The following is a 19,558-nucleotide window of genomic DNA, read 5'->3' as shown; positions in this document are numbered from 1 at the left end:
GGCACCAGTCGATGAACACCGCACCACCTCCCACCGCCCGCCCTCTCCGGATTGGAATCGCAGGATGCGGCGCAATCTCCCGCAACCACCTGGAGGCCTTCCGCGCCCTTGACCACGTCACCATCGCCGGGGTCTGCGACATCGACCTGGACCGTGCGCGTGGCACTGCCGGGGCGTGGGGGATCCCGGCGGCAGTGAACACCGTCCGGGAGCTCCTGGACCTGGGCCTGGATATCATCTCCGTCTGCACGCCGCACCCCACCCATGAGGATGTGGTGTTGCAGGCCGCTGCGGCAGGGGTCCATGTTCTTTGTGAAAAGCCCATCGCCATTGAGCTGGCATCGGCTGAGCGGATGGTGAAGGCCTGCGGGGATGCCGGTGTGAAGTTGGGCGTCCTCTTCCAACGCCGGTTCTGGCCTGCCGCGCAGCGCATCCGTGCAGCGATTGACGACGGCACGCTGGGCCGGCCCATCATGGGCCAATGCTCGGTGATGTTGTACCGCGAACCGGAGTACTACTCCCGGGATGCCTGGCGCGGAACGTGGGCCAACGACGGCGGCGGCGTCCTGATGACCCAGGCCATCCATTACATCGACCTGCTGCAGTGGTTCATGGGAGATGTGGCAGAGGTCTACGGGAAGATCACCACCTACAAGCACGGCGGGCACATCGAAGTGGAGGACTCAGCGACGGCCGTCATTACCTTCACCTCCGGTGCCATGGCCACCCTTGAAGCGTCGACGGCGGTGTCCCCGAGCCTTGGCGTGCAGGTCCGGATCACGGGGGAGACCGGTGCCTCCGCGTCCCTCACCGAATTCCCGGAAGGCAGCGACGGGCGGGTGGACCTGTGGGCAGTATCCGGGACGGTCAGCACCGAGCCTGCCTACCCGGAAGGAATGCAGGGGAACGTTCCCCTGGAAAGGATCAATGGCCAACTCATCCCCCACCACACCTCCCAGGTCAAGGATTTTGTCCAGGCCGTCCGTGAAGGAGGCGAACCGGCCATCACAGGCCGGGACGCCACGAAGGCCCTGCGGATCCTGCTGGCGGTTTACGAATCGTCCCGTACCGGCAAACCCGTCCACTTCACCCAACTGCCGTCAGATACCCTGCCCCGTGTTCGGGTTGGAGGCTAAGGAACGTCATGGAATCCAACGCACGCCACGCCGCCCGTCCGCTCACCCTGGGCCGCAACGGCCGCACCCCAAAAACTCTCCGTAACCGCCTCGCCTCCGCTCCCATGGAACGCAATTACGGAACCGCCGACGGCCGGATCACCGAGCAGTACATCGACTATCTGGTGACCCGCGCCAAGGCCGGGCTGGGGATGGTCACCACCGAGGCCACGTATGTCCGCGCCGACGGCAAGGGCCGCACCCACCAGCTGGGCCTGCACAGTGATGCCATGATCCCGGGTTTGCGCAGACTCACGGACGCCCTGCACGCGGAAGGCGCGCTGGCCGCCGTCGAACTCAACCATGGTGGGCGCACCGCCCAGGCCGCCGTGTCCGGTCTCCGGAACGTGGCGCCCTCACCGGTGGCGTGCGAGGTGGCCGGCGGCGAGGTTCCGCGTGAACTCACTGTGGAAGAGTGCCACGAACTGGCGGAAGCCTACGCCCACGCCGCCCGCCGGGCGGTCCAAGCAGGGTTCGACGTCATCAACATCCACGGCGCCCACGGCTACCTGATCCATCAGTTCATGTCGCCCATTTCCAACCACCGCACGGATGAATTCGCCGCCCCGGAACGTTTCATGAACCTGGTCATCGATGCAGTGCGGGCGGCTGTCCCGGACACCATTGTGGGCATGAGGGTGTCAGTTGTTGAAGGTCCAGCGGACGGCATCACCGCCGAGCAGCAGGTGGCCATCATCGCCAGGGCCCACCTGGAGCACCTGGACTTCCTGGACCTCTCCGCCGGCAGCTACGAAGCCGGCGAATGGATTGTGCAATCCGGCGAATGGAAACCTGGAATCCTCGCTGACTACGCCAAGGCGTACCGACAGTTCGGCCTGCCCCTTGGGATGGCGGGGCGCCTGAACTCCCCGGCCATCATCGAAGAAGTACTCCGGGAGGAAACCTGCGATTTCGTCAGCCTTGCCCGCGCCATCCACGCCGACCCGGCTTTCGTCGGCGGCGTCCTCCAGGGCGGCCGCTACCGTCCCTGCATCGCCTGCAACGTCTGCATCGACAACCTGGGGCTCGGCCAGGTGACCTGCACCGTTAACCCGGCCGTGGGACGTTCCCGCGTTCCCGTTCCCACACCTGCCGTTCGCGAAGGATCCCGCGTTGTCGTGGTGGGTGCCGGCCCTGCGGGCCTTACGGCAGCCCGGGAACTTGCTGAAGCGGGAGCGCAGGTGACCGTCCTCGACGACGGCGCCCGCGCGGGCGGTCAGTTCGCCCTCGCCGAGCGGATGAAGTCCACGCCGGACTTCCACCGTTTTGCCGAATGGTCCGCGGAGGAGAATACACGGCTGGGCATCGATGTCCGGCTGGGGGTCCACGTGAATACCGGCCGCCTGGACGACCTTGTCCGCGGCATGGAAGCAGACGCCGTCGTGCTGGCAACGGGGGGTCTCCGACCCGCGGCAGGATTCACCGGGGCAGACTCCGCCAACGTTCTGGATGTCCGCGAGTGGCTCGCCAAGCACCCGGAGGTTCTCGGCGCCAGTCCGTCAGACAGTGAAGTCCCTGATGCCGTGACCATCTGGGGAGCGGACTCCGTCGCCATGAGCGTCGCTGACACTTTGGCCCACAGGGGTACGGCTGTGCTCCTGGTGGGCCCGCAGGCGGCCATCGCGCCGGAATCCGGGCGGAGGGCCAAGATCCTGGCCGTGCCCCGGCTTGAGGCCAACCCACGGGTACGGATCCGGCTTGGCTCGACGATTGAAGAGTACGACGGCGGCCGGGTCCGGATCAGCGGTCCGGGCCTGGCTCCCGAGGGGGAGTGGCTGGACGCGCCGGGACCGCTCCTGGTTTCGCGCTCCGTGGTTCCGCTTGACGGGTCCGTCCCGGCGCGGATCCGGGACGGAGAGCTGGGCCGCCAGGCCACCGTGCCGGTGACGCTGGCCGGGACCGTGGCGGACCAGGCCCCGGCCATTGCCTCCAACGCCGTCAAGAGCGGCTATGACGCAGCGCAGAGGATCGCCGGGCTGCTGGCGTCCAGCGCCGCCGCAAACACCGAATTGAGCCTGAACGGAGCATCGTCATGACCGGAAATGCGCACAGGCCCATCGGCCTGGCACAGCTGTCCCTGCTGAACACGGCCCCGCCTGAACTTGTTGGCGTGGCAGCCCGGGCGGGCTTTGATTTCGTCGGCGTCCGGGTCCGGCCCGTAACGCCGTCCGAACGGCGTTACGAGCTGCAGCCCGGTTCACCGATGCTGCGCGAAACGCTGGCCCGGATCCAGGACACGGGCGTCGGCGTACGGGACATCGAATTCCTGCTTCTTGACGGAAGCGACCAGCGCGACGCGTGGCTGCGGATGATGGAAGCCGGCCAGGCACTCGGTGCCAGTTCCCTGACGGTGGCCGGCGGCGATCCGGACAGCACCCGCCTGACGGACACACTGGCGCGGATGACCGAGGACGGTCGAAGTTTCGGCATCACACCCACCCTGGAGGCGATCTCCTACCAGCCGGTCGCCTCCATCGCCCATGCAGCTGGCATCGCGCGACAGGCGGGCTGCGGGATCGTGGTGGATACCCTCCATTTAAACCGCTGCAGCGGTCCGGGCGCGGCCGCCCAGTGGAAGGAGCTGCGCGCCAACGCGGACCTCGTGCCGCTCCTGCAGTTGTGCGACGGGCCGGCAGCACAGCCGGTCAGCCGTGAGGCGCTGGTCTTAGAGTCGCGGTCTGAGCGCGGGATTCCCGGCGAGGGCGGGTTCGGCCTTGCGGAGGCGGTTGCCGCGGTGCCGCCCGGACTTCCGGTCAGTGCGGAGGTGCCCTCGGACCGGCGCGTGGCGGAATTCGGCGAGCTCGGCTGGGCACGCAGGCTCAAGGCAGGCGTTGACACTGTGCTGGCGCAGGCCGGCAGCAGGCAGTCGAACAGCTCTGTCCGCGCGGCGGCCGCGACATGAGCGCCACCACAAGCGAGATCACGACGGCGGAGCTTACGCCGGGTGTGCGCATTCCGCTCGTCGGCCTGGGAACATGGCCCTTGACTGGTGAGGGCGCCGCAGCGGCGGTGCAGCAGGCCATCGGCAACGGCTACCGGCATATCGATACGGCCGAGAACTACGGCAACGAAGAAGCGGTGGGGGAGGGGATCCGCCGCAGCGGTATCGGGCGCGGAGACCTTTTCCTCACCAGCAAATTCAACAGCCGGTGGCACAGCCGCAGCGGAGTGCGTGATGCCTTCGGCGAGGCTGTAAAGCGGCTCCGCGTCGACTACCTGGACTTGTTCCTGGTTCACTGGCCCAACCCAACCCAGGGGAGGTTCGTCGAAGCCTGCGAAGGACTGCAGGAACTTGTCAATGACGGCTCCATCAGGGCCTGGGGCGTCTCCAACTTCAAGCCGGCGCATCTACGGCTCGTTCAGGACGCAGGCCTTGCCGTCCCGCTGAACCAGGTCCAGGTGGACCCCGAGCACGGCCAGCCGGCGCAACTGGCCTGGCACCGTCGGCACGGGATAGTCACTGCCGCCTACAGCCCGTTGGGCCGCAACGGTAAGTTCCTCGGCCATCCTGCGGTGACCGGACCGGCGCGGCAGCTCGGCAAAACCCCCGCCCAAATTGTCCTGCGCTGGCATGTCCAGCACGGCCGGGTGGCGGTGCCGAAGTCCGCGGACGGCCAACGCCAGCGCGAGAACCTGGACGTTTTCGGCTTTGCCCTGGCACCGGAACAGCTTGAGGCCATCGACGCCCTGGAGACCGGCGCGCCGCCGCGCCTGGACTCCGACACCTTCTTCCATTAAGAAAGCACCGAAATGACTGCATCATCAACAACACCTTCATCTGCCCTGCCGACGATAGACTGCGACGTCCTGGTAGTCGGCTCCGGGGCCGGCGGCCTGTCCGCCGCCGTCACGGCTGCCTACCACGGCTTAAAGGTCATTGTGGTGGAAAAAGCCGAGGTCTGCGGCGGGGCCACATCATGGTCCGGTGGGTGGGCCTGGACGCCCGGAAATCCATTGGCCAAGGCCGACGGCGTCGCCGAGGACCGGGAACTGTTCCGTACGTACCTGCGCCACTGTCTCGGCCGGAATTATCAGGAGGAGCGGGTAGAGGCCTTTCTGGAAGCGGTCCCGCACATGGTTGGCTTCTTCCAGAACAAGACAAGCCTCCAGTTCGTGCCGGGAACCAAGATCAAGGACATCTACGGCAACACCCCGGGCGCGGGCGCCGGCCACCGCTCAGTGGGGCCCAAGCCAATGAACGCCCGCCGGATCAAGCCAGAGCTGCGCGCCAAGATGCGCCACCAGCTCTACGAAACCTCGTTCCTGGGAATGGGGATCATGGCGGGTCCTGACCTGACCAAGTTCCTCTCCGCCTCCCGGGGCAACATCAGGGGCATCGTCCATGCAGGTTGGCGGGTGGGCTTCCACCTCCTGGACCTCCTCACACACCGCCGGAACATGCAGCTTGTCAACGGCACGGCCCTCACCGGGCGCCTGCTGAAGTCGGCAGATGACCTGGGGGTGGAAATCCGCGTCTCCAGCCCAGCCAAGCACCTGCTTACCGACGGTTCCGGCACGGTGACGGGCGCCGTCGTAAGTTCCCCGCAAGGTGAGCTGCAGATCAATGCCTCCCGCGGCGTCGTCCTGGCCGCAGGCGGCTTCCCCAATGACATCTCCCGGCGCAAGGCGCTGTTCCCCGGGAACCCCACGGGCCGGGAGCATTGGACACTGGCACCGAAGGAAACCACCGGGGACGGCATCACCATGGCCCAGGCCATTGGGGCACGCTTCGAGACCGATGTCGCGTCGCCCGCTGCATGGTGCCCGGTGTCGCTGGTCCCGTACCGGAACGGACGGACCGGTACGTTTCCGCACATCATGGACCGTGCCAAGCCGGGCAGCATCGGAGTCCGCCGGGATGGCAAGCGGTTCGTCAACGAGGCAAACGGCTACTACGACTACGTTGAAGGCCTGCTCAATGCGACCCCCGAGGGTGAGCCCGTAGAGGCGTGGCAAATCGCCGATGCCGCGTTCGTGCGGAAGTTCCCCCTGGGCATGGCGAAACCCCTGCCGGTGCCTCTCTTCCCGTACATACGGTCCGGCTACCTCAAGAAGGGCAACACCCTTGAGGAACTGGCGGCAGCATGCGGGATTGATCCACAGGGGCTCACGGCCACAGTGGCAGCCTTCAACGCCAATGCCCGTCTGGGCATTGACCCCGACTTCAACCGCGGTGAGACCGAGTTCAACAGGTACGGCGGCGACCCCGGGAACACCCCCAACCCTTCACTGCGTCCCCTGGAGAAGGGCCCCTTCTACGCAGTGAAAATTGTCCCCGGATCCTTCGGTACCTTTGCCGGACTCGCAGCCGATCATCACGCACGGGTCCTGGATACGCAGGGCCAGCCCATCAGCGGCCTTTACGTTGCGGGCAACGACCAGGCCTCGGTCATGGGTGGGCACTACCCGGCTGGCGGAATCAACCTGGGCCCCGCGCTGACCTTTGGGTACATTGCGGGGCGCCGCCTCGCGGACGCTACGGAGTATGAAGACGACAACACCCTCGAACCGGGAGTACAGGGGAGCCAAGTTCATCCAGGCTGAGAGACGTGCAAGCTGCGAGAGCCCGGCTCCCCTGCCGGAACCGGGCTTTCCCGTCCCGGGACTAAACGGCAGGCACCACGCTGCAATCCGCCCTTGAACCAGCGAGCTGCGGCGCCCACCCGTCACTTCCCTGCAGGTAGGTCCTGGTCGTGTACTTGGCCGCCTCAGCCGCGGGCAACTGCGGACGGTCGGGGGTAACCTGCGCGCCGGGGCCGTGGTTGTTGTACTCATGGAACCGCGCCTCGCGCCAGGAGAAGCCGCTCATGTCCGTCCACGGCGTGCCGGAGATGTGGGCGCCAAGCCAGGAGTCCCGCACCAGGACCTGGGCAACGGCTTTCGGGTCGCCGCTGGGATGCCACGGCCTGCCGAGATGGACGGTGTCCCTCGCCGCGTCCGACACCAGCCGGCACTGGTCGAAGAGGTAACCGTGCGGGATGGACAGGTCCTGGCTGCCCGCCGTCACGTAACCGTTGTTGGTGGTGGAACCCCGATCCAGGGATTTGATTTCGCAGCCTCTGAAGACGGCCGTTCCGCGGCCGAAGATGAAGTCCACGTCGCCTTCCACATAGCAGCCGTCAAAGTAGAAACGGGCCTGGACGCCTGCAGCCGGTGAGTTGACCAGCAGGGTGTCCTGGTTGCCCAACAGCCTGATGTTGGACAGCACCGACCGGTCCGCCGTGATGTGCAGCGCCACGGCCTGGCGGTCCTTCATCCCCGTGTTGGCTGCCTCGTCGAAATCGTTGCTGATGGTCAGGTTCCGGGCCACAAAGTCCGGCCCGTCGATCCGGACGGACGCGCTGCCGGAGGTGCCAAAGTTCCCGCTGCCACCCGGCTTGGGGGTGCCGGACGCGTTGTTGAAGACCAGCACCACATCCTCGGGACGTCCGCCCTGGCCGATGAAGGAGATCCGCGGCTTGTCGGCCGGAACCCGCACGGCTTCGCGGTAGGTGCCGGGCTGGATCCTGATGACGGCCCGCTGGAGGCTCCCCGCAGGCGCGGAATCCACGGCGGCCTGTACGGTAGCGAACGTCCTGCCGGGTCCGACGTCGAGCGTCATCGGGACGTCGATGGGCCGCTCGGCCGGCCAGTACATGTCGAGCAGGGGTTCCGTGACGGCATCGATGTTCTGGAAATAGCCCGGCGGGACGATCTCCTTGGACTGCAGTTCACGTGCCACGAGGCGGGCCACCGCCACCGCGCCGGCGGCTTGGAAATGCGTGTTGTCCTCCGAACCCTGAGGGTACTGCGGGTGCTCGCCGGGAGCCAGGAAAAGGAACTGCGACTTGGTTCCTTCCGGCCCCAGCTGCTGCCAGAGCTGCTTCGAGGACGCGGTGAGGTCCACCAAAGGAGTGCCGGACGCGGCGGCAAGCTCCCGGACAGCCTGCGGATACGCGCCGTGGGAGTCCTTCGCATTGCCGAACGAGTCGAAGCGGCGGCGTTCCACCGGGGTGACCAGCACAGGTTTTCCCCCGCGTGCCCTGGCCCCGTCGATGTACCTGCCCAGGTACTCCTTGAACGTGGTGTCCGGGAGCGTTCCGCGCGCTGGGTCCGCCACCTTTTCGTCATTGTGGCCGAAAGAGACCAGCAGGTAATCGCCCGCCTGCATCAAGGTCAGCACCTGGTCCAGCAGCCCGGCGTCGGCAAAGCTCTTCGAGGAGGCGCCGGACCATGCGTAATCAAAGACGGTTGCCTGCGACCCCAACAGGAGTGGCAGGGCCTGGCCCCAACCGGCGCGGGGGCGCTCGGACTGCTGGTAGGCCGACGACGTCGAGTCCCCGACCACGAAGATGACCGGCCTGTTGCGGGGTTTCGTGGGGTCGGGGCCAGCTTGGGCGAAGGCCGCCGCCATGCCCGTTCCAGGGAAGGCTGCGGCGCCGGCGGTGAGTGCCAGCGCTGTCAGGACGCTGCGGCGGCTGGGCAGGATGGCAGCCATCAGAGGTCGCCTCCGGCCGTGAAGACCGGGCCCGTGGAGTCCTTGAGCAGTGCCGGCACGGCCTGGGCCGGGTGGACCTGGGTGCGCAGGGCAGGTATCCAGGACGTGTCCTCGGCCAGCTGGTCTGCGGGCGCCGCGGCGGCGTTGTACTCGGCGCGAATGTCGGTGATCTTGCCATTGACTGCATTGGCGGTGGTGGTAATGGCCGTTCCCTTGTAGCGGCCGATGATCTCCGCCGCATCAACGCCGGCTGGAAGCGTGAAGGCGTTCGCCTCCGCGTAGAGGTGTGAGCTGAACCCGGCGCCCAGGCTGTATTCGTAGGGGATGGCGCTGTCTTCGGTCACCTTAAAGTGGTTGTTGTACACGTCCACGTGGCCGAACCGGACGCGTGGCGCGCGCTGGCCCACATTTTCAAAGACGTTGTGGTGGATGGTGACCCGCAGTTTGCCGGGGTCCCCGCGCGTGGGCGAATCGGTGGAGCCGATCAGCAGCAGCTTGTCGTGGTCGGAGAACCGGTTGTAGGACATGGTTACCAGGTCCGATCCGTTGGTGACATCGACGGCGCCATCATGCACCTGGTAGGGGCGGCCGAAGTAGAGCGGCTGGGAGCTGTCGAGATTGGGGGCGTCCGTGAAAGCAGAGTGGTCGATCCAGACGTGCGTGGCCTTGTTGATGACTTGCAGCAGGTCGTATTCGCTGTTCCAGTTCCCCTCAGTGCCATCTGTGGGATCCCACGCGGGAAAGCAGTCGGCAGCGTCCCGCAGGGTGAGGTTACGGACGATGACATTGCTGGCTCCGTTGATGCGGAGGGCTGCGCCGGTGATGCTGCTGCCGGGAGTGGCACCGACGATGGTGGTGTTGCCTGGGATGTCCCACCGGATGGTCTTCGCCTGCTTTGCGGCGGCCAGGCGCCTCGCGTCCTCCTGCGGGCCCTCCGGCTTGCGGTCCCGGCCGTAGGTTGCCGGATCAAAATCCTCGAGGTACTGCGCCAGGCTGTAGTTCGTGCCGCCCGCGTAGCTTTCGCAGGTGAGTGGCGAACCATCCGCGGCAGTGTTGGCGTCGATGCTGCCGTGGACACGGACAATCTTGGGCTGGTTGCCGCCGGTGGCGAATGCACCCAACAGTTCCGCCTTTGTGGAGACGTCGTAAACATTGGCGGCCTTTGCTGCCGAGCCGCCGGTGGTTCCAGTACCTTCGGATGCCCAGCCGTTTCCATTGGGAAGAATCTGGCGCTCAAGCGGCGTCTGGGCGGTCTGGGCCGTGGGATCCGCCACTGGAACTGGGGAAGCTCCTGCCGGTCCGGCAACTAGGAGTGCTCCTGCAATGGCAATGGCTGCAGACATGGACAAGTGCGTACTGCTTTTTCGCATGTTCTCTCTTCCGTCATTGGAATGAACTGCGCCCAGGACCGGGGGGCCACTATGCCGCCGACATTTGTGAGCGCTGACAAGGACCATATCCAGAAAACGGTTTCTCGGCAATAGTTCTACTCCGGCTAGACTCGCCTGCATGGGGGAGAACAACATGCCTGACGAGCGCCAACCGTCCAAACGCGGCAAGCTTCCAGCCGCCGTCGTGCCAGTGCTCGGTGCTGCGGCGGTGCTGCTTGGCTGCCTGATCGCGTACCTGAACCGGAACTTCACCGGCTGGTCTGCCTATGCGCCGCTGAGCAAGACGCCCTTCAGCGCCAACGGCGCGGCCTTCGTCACCCAAGGGACCCAGATAGGCCTGGCCATCATGGCCGCCGGGCTGCTGGTGCTCGCATTCTGGGCCGGCTACCGGTTGGGACGGCGGGCGAAGCCCGGACGCTAAGGCGTCGCCAGACCCGAGCCAGCGGAGCCGCCCAGCGGAACCCGCCTTGATACGTCGGGAAATTCCGACATATACTTTGGGTGTGCTTCCCGATGTCTTTGCCGCCGTAGCCAACCCGGCACGGCGCACCATCCTGGACGAGCTTCGGCAGGGACCGCGGACGGCCGGTGAGCTTACCGGCCTGCTGGACCTCAGCCGCCCCGCCGCGTCCGAACACCTGGCCGTGCTTCGCGAGGTGGGGCTGGTCCGCGAGGAGCGGCAGGGCCGGAACCGGGTGTACCACCTCCAGCCTGCCGCCCTCGCCGAGGTCGGCGGCTGGGTAAAGAACTTTGAGCACTACTGGAACCAGCGGCTGGACGCGCTGGCAGACCTTTTGGACGAGGAGAATCCGTCATGACCGAGAATGCCATCCGGCTGGAACGCCACTACCCGCACCCTGCCCCGGCGGTGTGGGCTGCACTGACCACACCGGAACTGCTGGCGCGCTGGTGGGCGCCCGGCGATATTGAGCCCGTGGCGGGACATCGTTTCACCATGGACATGGACGCCTGGGGCCGGCAGCAGTGCGAGGTCCTTGCCGTGGAGGAGGGCAGCTCCATCAGCTTCCTCTTCTCCGAAGGCCAGCTGGACACCACCATCACCTGGCGGCTCGAACCGGTCGACGGCGGTACCGTCCTCCACTTCGAACACGCGGGCTTCCAAGTCGATACCCCTTTGGGCCGCCATGCCATAGAAGGCATGGGCAACGGCTGGCCGGGCCTGCTGGCCCGCATTGACGGGATCCTCGCCGAAGTCTCCTGACGCCTAGGGGGAGCGGACGACGGCGGGACGCGCCCGCCGTCGTCCGCTCCCTTCGGCGCCTTCCGCGGGTTTACCGCCCGAAGGAGAAGGGTAACGATGGAGTATGACTGATTCAGGAGCGGGCGGCGCCAACGACCCCTTTGACGGCAGCGACGGGATCGTGGCCGGAACCGAGCACCTTGAGACGCCTGAAAGCATCGCCGAGGATGTCCGCCACGACATCCAACTGGGCCACGTCCAGGACGATGTTACCCACGTCCTTGAGGAGCGGTTCGAGGAAGCAGGCATTGAGGCCCGCCCTGAGGAAGTGGATGACCTCGCCGAAGAAATCGAGCGGGACGCATCAAGCTAAGCCCCTGGCGTCGACGCCAAGGAGCAGGTGCTTCACCGAGCAGGACGGGCCTGAAACGGCAGGTAACAACCTGGTCCAGTGCGCTGGCCGTGTTGGGCGCATGGCTTCAAGGAGTCATACCGGTGGTCCAGGTGGCCCGCCCCTCAACAGGGTGGTCGCGGCTTAGGGCCAATCGGCCCGGGTGAAGCGTATGGGGCTCCGCAGTGTGAGAAGGCAATCGGATGTCCACTCGGCGACCTTGCCTTGTGAGTCCTGTGCATTGGGCGCTGCGACCTGCTGCACGTCCTGGTTTGCAGCGTCTTGAGGACCATCGGCGATGCTTTTCATTTATCCCCCTTGGCAAGCGTGTGTGCCCACCCTAGGCACCCCGGAATGCCAAAGGAAGAGGGTTAATCCACCAGCGGGATAAACTGCGCAAATCTTGAGTATCACGCTACTCGGCACCAGGAACGGTCCGTGTTCGCGCTGTGGTTGCTGCCTTCCAGGGCCCCGCCCCGGCTGCTACCAGCGGCGTGACTTCCAGCCGGGTTCCCGGCCCTGCCAGCACCAGGACATGCTGGGCTGCCACGCCATCCAGGGCGGCAGCCACCTGCGGGACGATGTCCTCCACCCCGGCAGGAAGGACGGACGACGGCGGAAGTCCGGCGCCGCCGTCGTCTGCCCTCAGCCACGTGGTCACTTTGGCGCCGCCGGTGGCATCAGCGATGCCACGTGCCAACGCCTCCGGGTCCACGGTTCCCGGCGCGTAGCCGCTGATGAGCGTGACCCGCTCAATAACCCGTTTATGGATGGGTGCGGCGGCGGCAAGCAGGGCCCGGTCATGCCGCCACAGAGCAAAGTGGTAACCCGCCACCAGCCCGGCCGCCACCAGGAGGCCCAGCGGGGCCCGGATCCGGTCCAAAAGGCTGCCGCCCGAAACGTCACCCAGGAGGAATTCGAAGAGCCGGTAGCCAATGACCAGCAGCGTAATGAGCGCCACCACCGCACTGACACCGAAAAACGCCACCAGGTAGACGCGCCGGCCGGGAGGGATATCGGCTGCCGTCCGCGGCTGGTGCCTCGGCTTCCAGGCCTGCCACCAGACCGGGCCGCCGACGGCGAGGGAACTGATGCCGCCCAGGAGCAGGGTGCGCGTGGCACCACCGGCCAGTGGCGATACCGCAGCGGCCAGCAACGCGTTCACCACCACTCCGATGCCGGACGCGGCCGCGGCAAGCGCCACGGCCGACGTCACCAGGAGACTGGCGCGGCGGGTCCGGGGTGATCGGTGGACGGACGTGGTGCGGTGGTACCGCCACACCAGGGCGCCGATGACGGCGGCCGCAATGGCCGGGGCGAGCGGTTCGAGCAGGTCGTTCAGCGGGTCGTTCCGGTCAAACGCCAGCCGCAGGAGGACAAACAGGATGACACCCAGCCCGCCCAAAGCGGAGATCCCGGCGACGAAGATGCCGACAACGATGATGGTGACGTCCACCAGCCCTGTTTGGTAGCGCCGGCCACCCTCCCGGAACCAGTGCCACCACCACACCACTGCTCCGCCGGCGGCCCAAATGAGGGACCGGAGGACGTCGACCCACCACGGCTCAAAGGTGGCGGTGGCCGTGAAACCGCGGATGGCGACATCCAGCAGCGTACTGAGCGCGGCAATCGAAGCGCCGGCGGCCAGCAACAGGCCAAAGACGAAGCCGACGACGGCGCGCACGTCCTCAAGGTGCGATGACGGTTTGCGGGGGTGCTTCCACATCCACCGGTGCCACCACCAGATAGCTGCCCACACAAGGGCGTTGGCCAACGGGGACTGCCACTGGCTTTCCTTCGCATCAACAAAAGATGAGGCGAGGTCCAGCAGCGATGTGGTGCCGATGATGAGCGAGACCGCGTACATACCGGTCAGGTAGAGGCCCCACCCGGGCGCAGTCCGCTCCGATTCGTCGTCGAGCCTCCGCCACACGAACCACCAGAGAAGCAGTGCCAGCGGTCCGCCGATCAGGGTGAAGGCCAGCGACAGGGCCAGCCCGGCCACGTCGCCCGCCGCCAGGACGGACGCCGTTCGGAACAGCCGTTCCAGCAGTCCGCTGAGGCCTGACGCCGTGATAACCACCAAGGCAAACAGCAGAACGTACAGGATCAGGCGGCGAAGTGTGGCCAGGCCGCTGGCGGGAGCGGGAGCCAATGGTGCTGCCGGCGCCGTCATTGCTTCACCGGCGTCACGGTGCAGGCCATCAGGGGGTACGGCGGCTGGTCGATCATCCATGTCCCGTTCACCTTGAGGAGCGAGAAGGCGTCCTCCATCTCATACTCTGAGGGGCCGAACGGTCCGCCCTGGGCTGACCGCACGATCGAAACTTTGACGGTGGCTGAATCGGTGCGCTCCGTCGTCGAAATCAACACCACCCGGGCAGGGCGCGGTTCGCCCGGATAGGACCCACTGCACCTGCTCCGGGCACCCTCGGTGAGGAAGGACTGCGCGGTGGGGATGTCGCCGTCGATCACGGCTTTGCTGTACTGCTGGACCACTCCGGCGGGGCTCGCCTTATCCAGCGGTGCCGGCTCACCCCGGGTAAATACCACGGCCAGCGCAACCACCACCAGCACCACCACAACGCCCGCCAGCGCGAGCAGGATCCGGTCCGGTTTTCGCGCTGCGTCGTCCATGGCGCAAGTATGCGGCAGGTCGGCGGCTTTCGCCCGTGTCTTAGGACCTGATTTTCCGCCGCCACTCGAAAACTCAACAACGTTGCGCCTCACGCAACATAATCGGGCATTGCTGGCCGATTGCGTTCGTCCTGCGACGGCGTTGCCACTCCGTGGAATGAGCTAAGAAACTTTATCGGCGGCTATTGACTGTGGCACGCGTCACGGCCTATCTTGAAACAACCATGTTGCAACAGCTGCAACTCCTACTTTTACTGGTGGTTCCATGAGTAACGAATCAAACTCACCCGTCGCAGGAGTCATTGCCAATGACGTTGATGCTCCTTCCGCGGCAGGCCACGGCGCGGACAACCCGGTGGCCAGCAAGGACGTTCGACGCCGGGTGGTCACGGCGAGCTTCATCGGCAACTTCGTCGAGTGGTTCGACTACGCCGTGTACGGCTATCTCGCGGCCGTGATTTCCTCGGTATTCTTTCCCGAAGCCGACCGGCAGACCGCGCTGCTGGCAACCTTCGGCGTCTTTGCCATTTCCTTCTTCGTCCGGCCCCTGGGCGGCTTCTTCTGGGGCCACATCGGCGACAAGCTGGGCAGGCGCAAAGCCCTGTCGCTCTCCATCGTCATCATGTCCGTCTCCACCTTCTGCATCGCCCTCATTCCGGGATACTCAACCATCGGCATGCTGGCTCCGGTCCTGCTGCTCCTGGTCCGCGTGGTGCAGGGCTTCTCGGCAGCCGGCGAATACGCAGGCGCCTCAGCCTTCCTGGTGGAATACGCCCCGGCCAACCGCCGCGGACTCTACGCCGCGGTGGTCCCGGCCAGCACCGCAGCGGGCCTGCTCCTGGGTTCCCTGATCGCTGCGCTCCTCAGCTCTGTGCTCAGCACCGAACAGCTGCACCAGTGGGGCTGGCGGCTGCCGTTCCTCCTGGCGGCCCCCATGGGCCTGATCGGCCGCTACATCCGCACCAAGCTGGAGGACACACCTGCCTTCCGCGCCCTGGCCGACCAAGCCGAATCAGCGCCTAAGGCTCCTGCGCTGGACATGTTCCGGACCTACCGCAAGCAGCTGATCATTGCCTGCGGGGCAGTGCTGCTCAACGCCGTCGGCTTCTACGTCATCCTCAGCTACATGCCCACGTACCTTTCCGAGGAACTGGGCTTCGGGCCCACCGAATCCTTCCTGGCCACTACCATCGCCCTGGCCAGCTACATCGGATTCATTTTCCTGACCGGCATCGCATCGGACCGGTTCGGCCGCAAGAAAATGCTGATCACCGCCTCCGTGCTGTTCATCCTCCTGACCGTCCCCGCCTTCATGCTCCTGGACACCGGCAACTTCCTGGTCATCGTGCTGGTCCAAATCCTGCTGGGCGGCATGCTCACCCTGAACGACGGGACCCTGCCCAGCTTCCTTGCCGAACTGTTCCCCACCAAGGTCCGGTACAGCGGATTCGCCGTCAGCTTCAACCTGTCCAATGCATTGTTCGGCGGCACCGCACCCTTCATGGCCACACTGCTGATCGGCCTGACGCAGAGCAAGCTGGCCCCCGGCTGGTACCTGGTGGCGGCCTCTGTCGTATCCCTGGTGGCCGTGCTGTTCGCCGCCGAAACGTCGCGGAAGCCCCTTAAACACCTCTGAGCGACCAGAGGCCCCTCAACCAACCCCTCGCACAAACAACACCAACTGCAGCGCAATCACCTGCCGCGGCATGCCCTGGCAGCAGCTGCATCCATTAGAAAGGCACACCCGTGACCATCACTGCCGACAACGCCTCATCCATCGCCGAGCTGGAGCGCCTCAAGGTCCTGCATAACGGCACCAAGGGCAAGCTCACGTTCTCCGACGCAGAGTTCGAGCGCCGCCTGGGCGGGCTCCGCCGGATCATGGCCGCCAAGGACCTGGACGCTGTCATCCTCACCAGCTACCACGGCATCAAGTACTACTCCGACTTCCTGTACACCACGTTCGGCCGCAACTACGCCCTGGTGGTCACCGCTGACGACTCCGTCACCGTCACGGCCAACATCGACGCCGGCATGCCCTGGCGCACCTCCTACGGCGAGAACATCGTCTACACCGACTGGCGCCGCGACAACTTCTACTTCGGCCTGCAGGAGGCACTGCGCCAGCGCGGCGTCAAGGCCTCCCGCCTGGGCGTCGAGGACGACTTCCTCCCCGGCCTGACCCGCGAGAAGATCGCCGCCGCCTTCCCCGGAGCGGAACTCCTGGACGTTTCGCAGGACGCCATGCGCCAGCGCATGATCAAGTCCGCCGAGGAGATCGAGGTCATCAAGCACGGCGCCCGCATCGGCGACCTGGGCGGCGAAGCCATCCGCAACGCCATCCGCGAGGGCATCACCGAGTACGAGGTGGCCCTGATCGGCACCGAGGCCATGGTGCACGAAATCGCCCGCACGTTCCCGCACCGCGAGGTCCGCGACACCTGGGTGTGGTTCCAGTCCGGCATCAACACCGACGGCGCCCACAACTGGGCCACCACCCGGAAACTGCAGCAGGGCGACATCCTCTCGCTCAACTGCTTCCCGATGACCTCCGGCTACTACACCGCCCTGGAGCGCACCCTCTTCCTGGGCCAGCCGGACGAACGCTCCCTGGAACTGTGGAACATCAACGTGGAGGTGCACCGCCGCGGCCTGGAACTCATCAAGCCCGGCGCCGTCTGCAAGGACATCGCCGCCGAGCTCAACGAGATCTACATCAGCCACGGCCTGCTGGCCAACCGCACCTTCGGCTACGGACACTCCTTCGGCGTCCTCAGCCACTACTACGGCCGCGAAGCCGGCCTGGAACTGCGCGAGGACATCGACACCGTCCTGGAACCCGGCATGGTGGTCTCCATGGAACCCATGATCACGGTAGCGGACGGCCTGCCGGGCGCCGGCGGCTACCGCGAGCACGACATCCTGGTCATCGGCGAGGACAACACGGTGGAGAACATCACCAAGTTCCCGTTCGGCCCGGAACACAACATCATCCAGGCATAACCATCACACCGGGAGGCGGCGCCACGGACACGTGGCGCCGCCTCTGCCGTCCATGAGGAAAGATGGTGTCCACCATGACTCCTGCAAAAACCTCCGACAGCAACGGCAACGGGACCGGCACCAACGGCGGGACGGACGCGAAAGGCGCCTCCGTCGTCGTCAATGCCATCGCCGTCCTGCGCACCTTCACGGCTGACGAACCCCTGCTGGGCGTCACCGAAATCGCCAACCGCGTAGGCATGCACAAGAGCAGCGTCTCCCGGATCCTGGCCACCTTCGAGCAGGAAAACCTGGTGGAACGGGACCCCGAAACCAAGCGGTTCCGGCTGGGACTGGGACTCATCGCCGTCGCCGGGCCGCTGCTGGCCGAGATGGAGGAACGGCGCGTGGCGTATCCGGTCCTGCGGCAATTGACCGAGCAGACCGGGGAAACCAGTGCGCTGATGCTCTGGAACGGGGATGAGGCCATCTGCGTGGAGCAGATCGCCAGCCACCATCAGATCAAGCACACCACGCCTTTGGGGGCGCGCTACCGGGACGCCATGAGCGCCTCCGTCCAGGTATTCCTCTCCACCCTCCCGGCCGAGCGGGTACGGGAGCTGCTGCGCAGCGGAACCATCACCTTTCCAGGACTGGACGACGCCGGACTGGCAGCTTACGAAGCCAGGCTCCAGGATGTGGCGGAGCGGGGATGGGCGGGAAACTACGGCGAATCGTCCATGGACGAGGTTGGCGTCGCCGCCCCCGTCCGGGACCACCGCGGCGACATAGTGGCCGCCGTCCTCATCCCAGCCCCCCGCTTCCGGGTATCGAAGGAACAGTTCGAAAGCCTGGGGGAGGCCTGCGTGGCCGCCGCCGCCAAAGTCACCACCCGCCTGGGCGGGCGCCCCACAACCTGAAGCGGCGTGGCGGTGTTGTGCGTCTTTTAGCTGGGGTGTTCGAGCGAGATGGTTTCCAGGTGCTCGGGGACGCGGGCTTTCCAGCCAAGTTGGCGCTTGATGCGGGCCCGGAGGGTGTCTGCGGCGTCCGGTTCACCATGCGTGACGTAGGTCATGGCCGGCGCCAGGGAAGCGGTCTTCATCCATTGGATCAGCTCGTCGGAATCCGCATGGGCTGACAGTCCTTCCATTTGGATGACTTCTGCTCCGATTTCAACGTCCTGTCCGTAGATGCGGAGGTGTTTTTCACCCGCGGCGAGCGATGCTCCGCGCGTGCCTCCGGCCTGGTATCCGCTGAGGATGATGGCGTTGCGCCGGTCCGGCCCGTAGGCCGCGAGGTGGTGCAGGATCCTGCCGCCAGTGAGCATGCCGCTGGCGGAGATGATGATCATGGGTCCGCCGCGAAGGTTGAGCAGCTTGGATTCGTCAGCGCTTCGGACGGGCGTAGCCACTTTGTACATGCTTTCGAATTCGTGCTGTTTGAGCCTGTGTTCCTCGCGGTGGCGCTGGTACATACCGGAGGCGTCAATGGCCATCGGGCTGTTGAGGTAGATCGGGATGGAGGGGATGGCATTCCTGGCCAGAAGGCGTGAGAGGTGCAGCAGGACTGTTTCGGCCCGGCCGACGGCGAACGCAGCGATCATGATGACGCCGCGTCGTTTGGCCACCCGGCTGATGATCTCGCCCAGTTCGGTTTCAGGGTTCCCCGCGGGATGTGCCCTGTTGCCGTAGGTGGATTCGGTGACCAGTACGTCCACGGGCTCAAGGTCACGGGGCGGGTACATCAGTGGGTCGTGGGTGCGGCCCAGATCCCCGGTGAAATGGATCGTCCTGCCGCCGAGTTTGAGGTGCACCTGTGCGGCGCCCAGGATGTGGCCGGCGGGAAGGAATGTCGCTTCGATGCCCCCGGGCAGGGAAAACGGGGAGTCGAAGCCCTGGGTCCTGAAACTGTTGAGCGATCGGACGGCGTCTTCTGCAGTGTAGAGGGGCACTGGCGGATGATGTGTTGATGATGCTGTGCGGTCCGCATACCGGGCTTCCTCTTCCTGGAGGTAACCGCTGTCGGGAAGCAGCAGTGAACACAGTTCTGCCGTACCAGGTGTCGCATAGACAGGGCCGTTGAAACCGTCGCGGACCAGGGCAGGAACATACCCGGTGTGGTCCAGGTGGGCATGTGTGAGGACAACGGCGTCGATGTTCGCGGGGCTGACCTGGAACGCTACCCGGTTACGGTCGCGGAGGTGTTTATAGCCCTGGAACAGACCGCACTCGATCAGGACCCGGTGGCCGCGTGAACGGATCAGGTATCTGGAACCCGTCACAGTGTCGGTTGCACCGAGGAACT

General features: G+C 65.8%; 17 protein-coding genes. 12 read left to right on the top strand and 5 right to left on the bottom strand.

Annotated features, from left to right (window positions below):
- Window positions 1–11 precede the first annotated feature (11 nt).
- Genes ACEN9K_RS19070 through ACEN9K_RS19050 form a run of 5 tightly spaced genes read left to right on the top strand, consistent with a single transcriptional unit; the run spans window position 12 to window position 6,719 of the window.
- Entirely contained in the window at window positions 12–1,136 is a 1,125-nt protein-coding gene (locus tag ACEN9K_RS19070) for a Gfo/Idh/MocA family protein (protein ID WP_495634860.1), read from the top strand.
- An 8-nt stretch (window positions 1,137–1,144) separates the two neighbouring features.
- Window positions 1,145–3,211: an FAD-dependent oxidoreductase gene (locus ACEN9K_RS19065; protein ID WP_495634859.1), complete on the top strand. Its 2,067-nt coding sequence runs from the start codon at window positions 1,145–1,147 to the stop codon at window positions 3,209–3,211.
- Window positions 3,208–4,077, top strand: a complete 870-nt coding sequence (locus ACEN9K_RS19060) for a sugar phosphate isomerase/epimerase family protein (protein WP_495634858.1) — start codon at window positions 3,208–3,210, stop codon at window positions 4,075–4,077. Before ACEN9K_RS19065 ends, ACEN9K_RS19060 begins: the two co-directional genes overlap by 4 nt.
- Window positions 4,074–4,913, top strand: coding sequence for an aldo/keto reductase (locus ACEN9K_RS19055; protein ID WP_018770646.1), 840 nt, complete (start codon window positions 4,074–4,076; stop codon window positions 4,911–4,913). The genes ACEN9K_RS19060 and ACEN9K_RS19055 overlap by 4 nt, the downstream gene beginning before the upstream one ends.
- 12 nt (window positions 4,914–4,925) lie before the next feature.
- The gene (locus ACEN9K_RS19050; RefSeq protein WP_495634857.1) at window positions 4,926–6,719 is read left to right on the top strand and encodes an FAD-dependent oxidoreductase; all 1,794 of its coding nucleotides are present in this window, start codon (window positions 4,926–4,928) and stop codon (window positions 6,717–6,719) included.
- Between the two features lie 61 nt (window positions 6,720–6,780).
- On the opposite strand, the gene ACEN9K_RS19045 is transcribed toward ACEN9K_RS19050, so the two are convergent.
- Complete coding sequence (locus tag ACEN9K_RS19045) at window positions 6,781–8,652, bottom strand: pectinesterase family protein (protein ID WP_495634856.1); 1,872 nt, start codon at window positions 8,650–8,652, stop codon at window positions 6,781–6,783.
- Window positions 8,652–9,926 carry a pectate lyase family protein gene (locus ACEN9K_RS19040; RefSeq protein ID WP_495634855.1) on the bottom strand — a complete coding sequence of 425 codons (1,275 nt, stop codon included), beginning with the start codon at window positions 9,924–9,926 and terminating at the stop codon, window positions 8,652–8,654. Before ACEN9K_RS19040 ends, ACEN9K_RS19045 begins: the two co-directional genes overlap by 1 nt.
- A gap of 235 nt (window positions 9,927–10,161) precedes the next feature.
- On the opposite strand from ACEN9K_RS19040, the gene ACEN9K_RS19035 reads away from it, so the two are divergent.
- The 4 genes from ACEN9K_RS19035 (at window position 10,162) to ACEN9K_RS19020 (ending at window position 11,617) form a co-directional block, all read left to right on the top strand.
- A complete protein-coding gene (locus ACEN9K_RS19035; protein ID WP_495634854.1) occupies window positions 10,162–10,464 on the top strand; it encodes a hypothetical protein in 303 nt (100 codons plus the stop codon).
- Between the two features lie 82 nt (window positions 10,465–10,546).
- Window positions 10,547–10,861, top strand: coding sequence for an ArsR/SmtB family transcription factor (locus tag ACEN9K_RS19030; protein WP_018770641.1), 315 nt, complete (start codon window positions 10,547–10,549; stop codon window positions 10,859–10,861).
- Window positions 10,858–11,265, top strand: coding sequence for an SRPBCC family protein (locus tag ACEN9K_RS19025; protein WP_056391555.1), 408 nt, complete (start codon window positions 10,858–10,860; stop codon window positions 11,263–11,265). The genes ACEN9K_RS19030 and ACEN9K_RS19025 overlap by 4 nt, the downstream gene beginning before the upstream one ends.
- Before the next feature lie 103 nt (window positions 11,266–11,368).
- On the top strand, window positions 11,369–11,617 hold the full coding sequence (locus tag ACEN9K_RS19020; RefSeq protein WP_018770639.1) for a hypothetical protein: 249 nt from the start codon (window positions 11,369–11,371) through the stop codon (window positions 11,615–11,617).
- A 433-nt stretch (window positions 11,618–12,050) separates the two neighbouring features.
- Here ACEN9K_RS19020 and ACEN9K_RS19015 read toward each other — a convergent pair whose 3' ends face one another.
- Together ACEN9K_RS19015 and ACEN9K_RS19010 are read right to left on the bottom strand one after the other, a co-directional pair.
- A complete protein-coding gene (locus ACEN9K_RS19015) occupies window positions 12,051–13,811 on the bottom strand; it encodes a DUF5671 domain-containing protein (RefSeq protein ID WP_495635726.1) in 1,761 nt (586 codons plus the stop codon).
- Window positions 13,808–14,272 (bottom strand): LpqB family beta-propeller domain-containing protein, encoded by a 465-nt coding sequence (locus ACEN9K_RS19010; RefSeq protein WP_488315586.1) that lies wholly within the window; start codon window positions 14,270–14,272, stop codon window positions 13,808–13,810. Before ACEN9K_RS19010 ends, ACEN9K_RS19015 begins: the two co-directional genes overlap by 4 nt.
- A 265-nt stretch (window positions 14,273–14,537) precedes the next feature.
- Between ACEN9K_RS19010 and ACEN9K_RS19005 the strand changes: the two genes are divergently transcribed.
- The 3 genes from ACEN9K_RS19005 to ACEN9K_RS18995 all read left to right on the top strand — a co-directional run bounded on the left by ACEN9K_RS19005 (window position 14,538) and on the right by ACEN9K_RS18995 (window position 18,174).
- The gene (locus ACEN9K_RS19005) at window positions 14,538–15,908 is read left to right on the top strand and encodes an MFS transporter (RefSeq protein ID WP_495634853.1); all 1,371 of its coding nucleotides are present in this window, start codon (window positions 14,538–14,540) and stop codon (window positions 15,906–15,908) included.
- A gap of 110 nt (window positions 15,909–16,018) precedes the next feature.
- The gene (locus ACEN9K_RS19000; RefSeq protein WP_018770635.1) at window positions 16,019–17,275 is read left to right on the top strand and encodes an aminopeptidase P family protein; all 1,257 of its coding nucleotides are present in this window, start codon (window positions 16,019–16,021) and stop codon (window positions 17,273–17,275) included.
- A 62-nt stretch (window positions 17,276–17,337) separates the two neighbouring features.
- The gene (locus tag ACEN9K_RS18995) at window positions 17,338–18,174 is read left to right on the top strand and encodes an IclR family transcriptional regulator (protein ID WP_056391544.1); all 837 of its coding nucleotides are present in this window, start codon (window positions 17,338–17,340) and stop codon (window positions 18,172–18,174) included.
- Window positions 18,175–18,200: 26 nt separating this feature from the next.
- Here the strand turns inward: ACEN9K_RS18995 and ACEN9K_RS18990 are convergent, their stop codons facing one another.
- On the bottom strand, window positions 18,201–19,535 hold the full coding sequence (locus tag ACEN9K_RS18990) for an MBL fold metallo-hydrolase RNA specificity domain-containing protein (RefSeq protein WP_495634852.1): 1,335 nt from the start codon (window positions 19,533–19,535) through the stop codon (window positions 18,201–18,203).
- Window positions 19,536–19,558: the final 23 nt, after the last annotated feature.

The sequence above is a fragment of the Pseudarthrobacter sp. Pseusp20 genome (assembly GCF_059492155.1).
The sequence above is the reverse complement of the archived record's forward strand: the minus strand, read 5'-3'. Positions and strand labels throughout refer to the sequence as shown.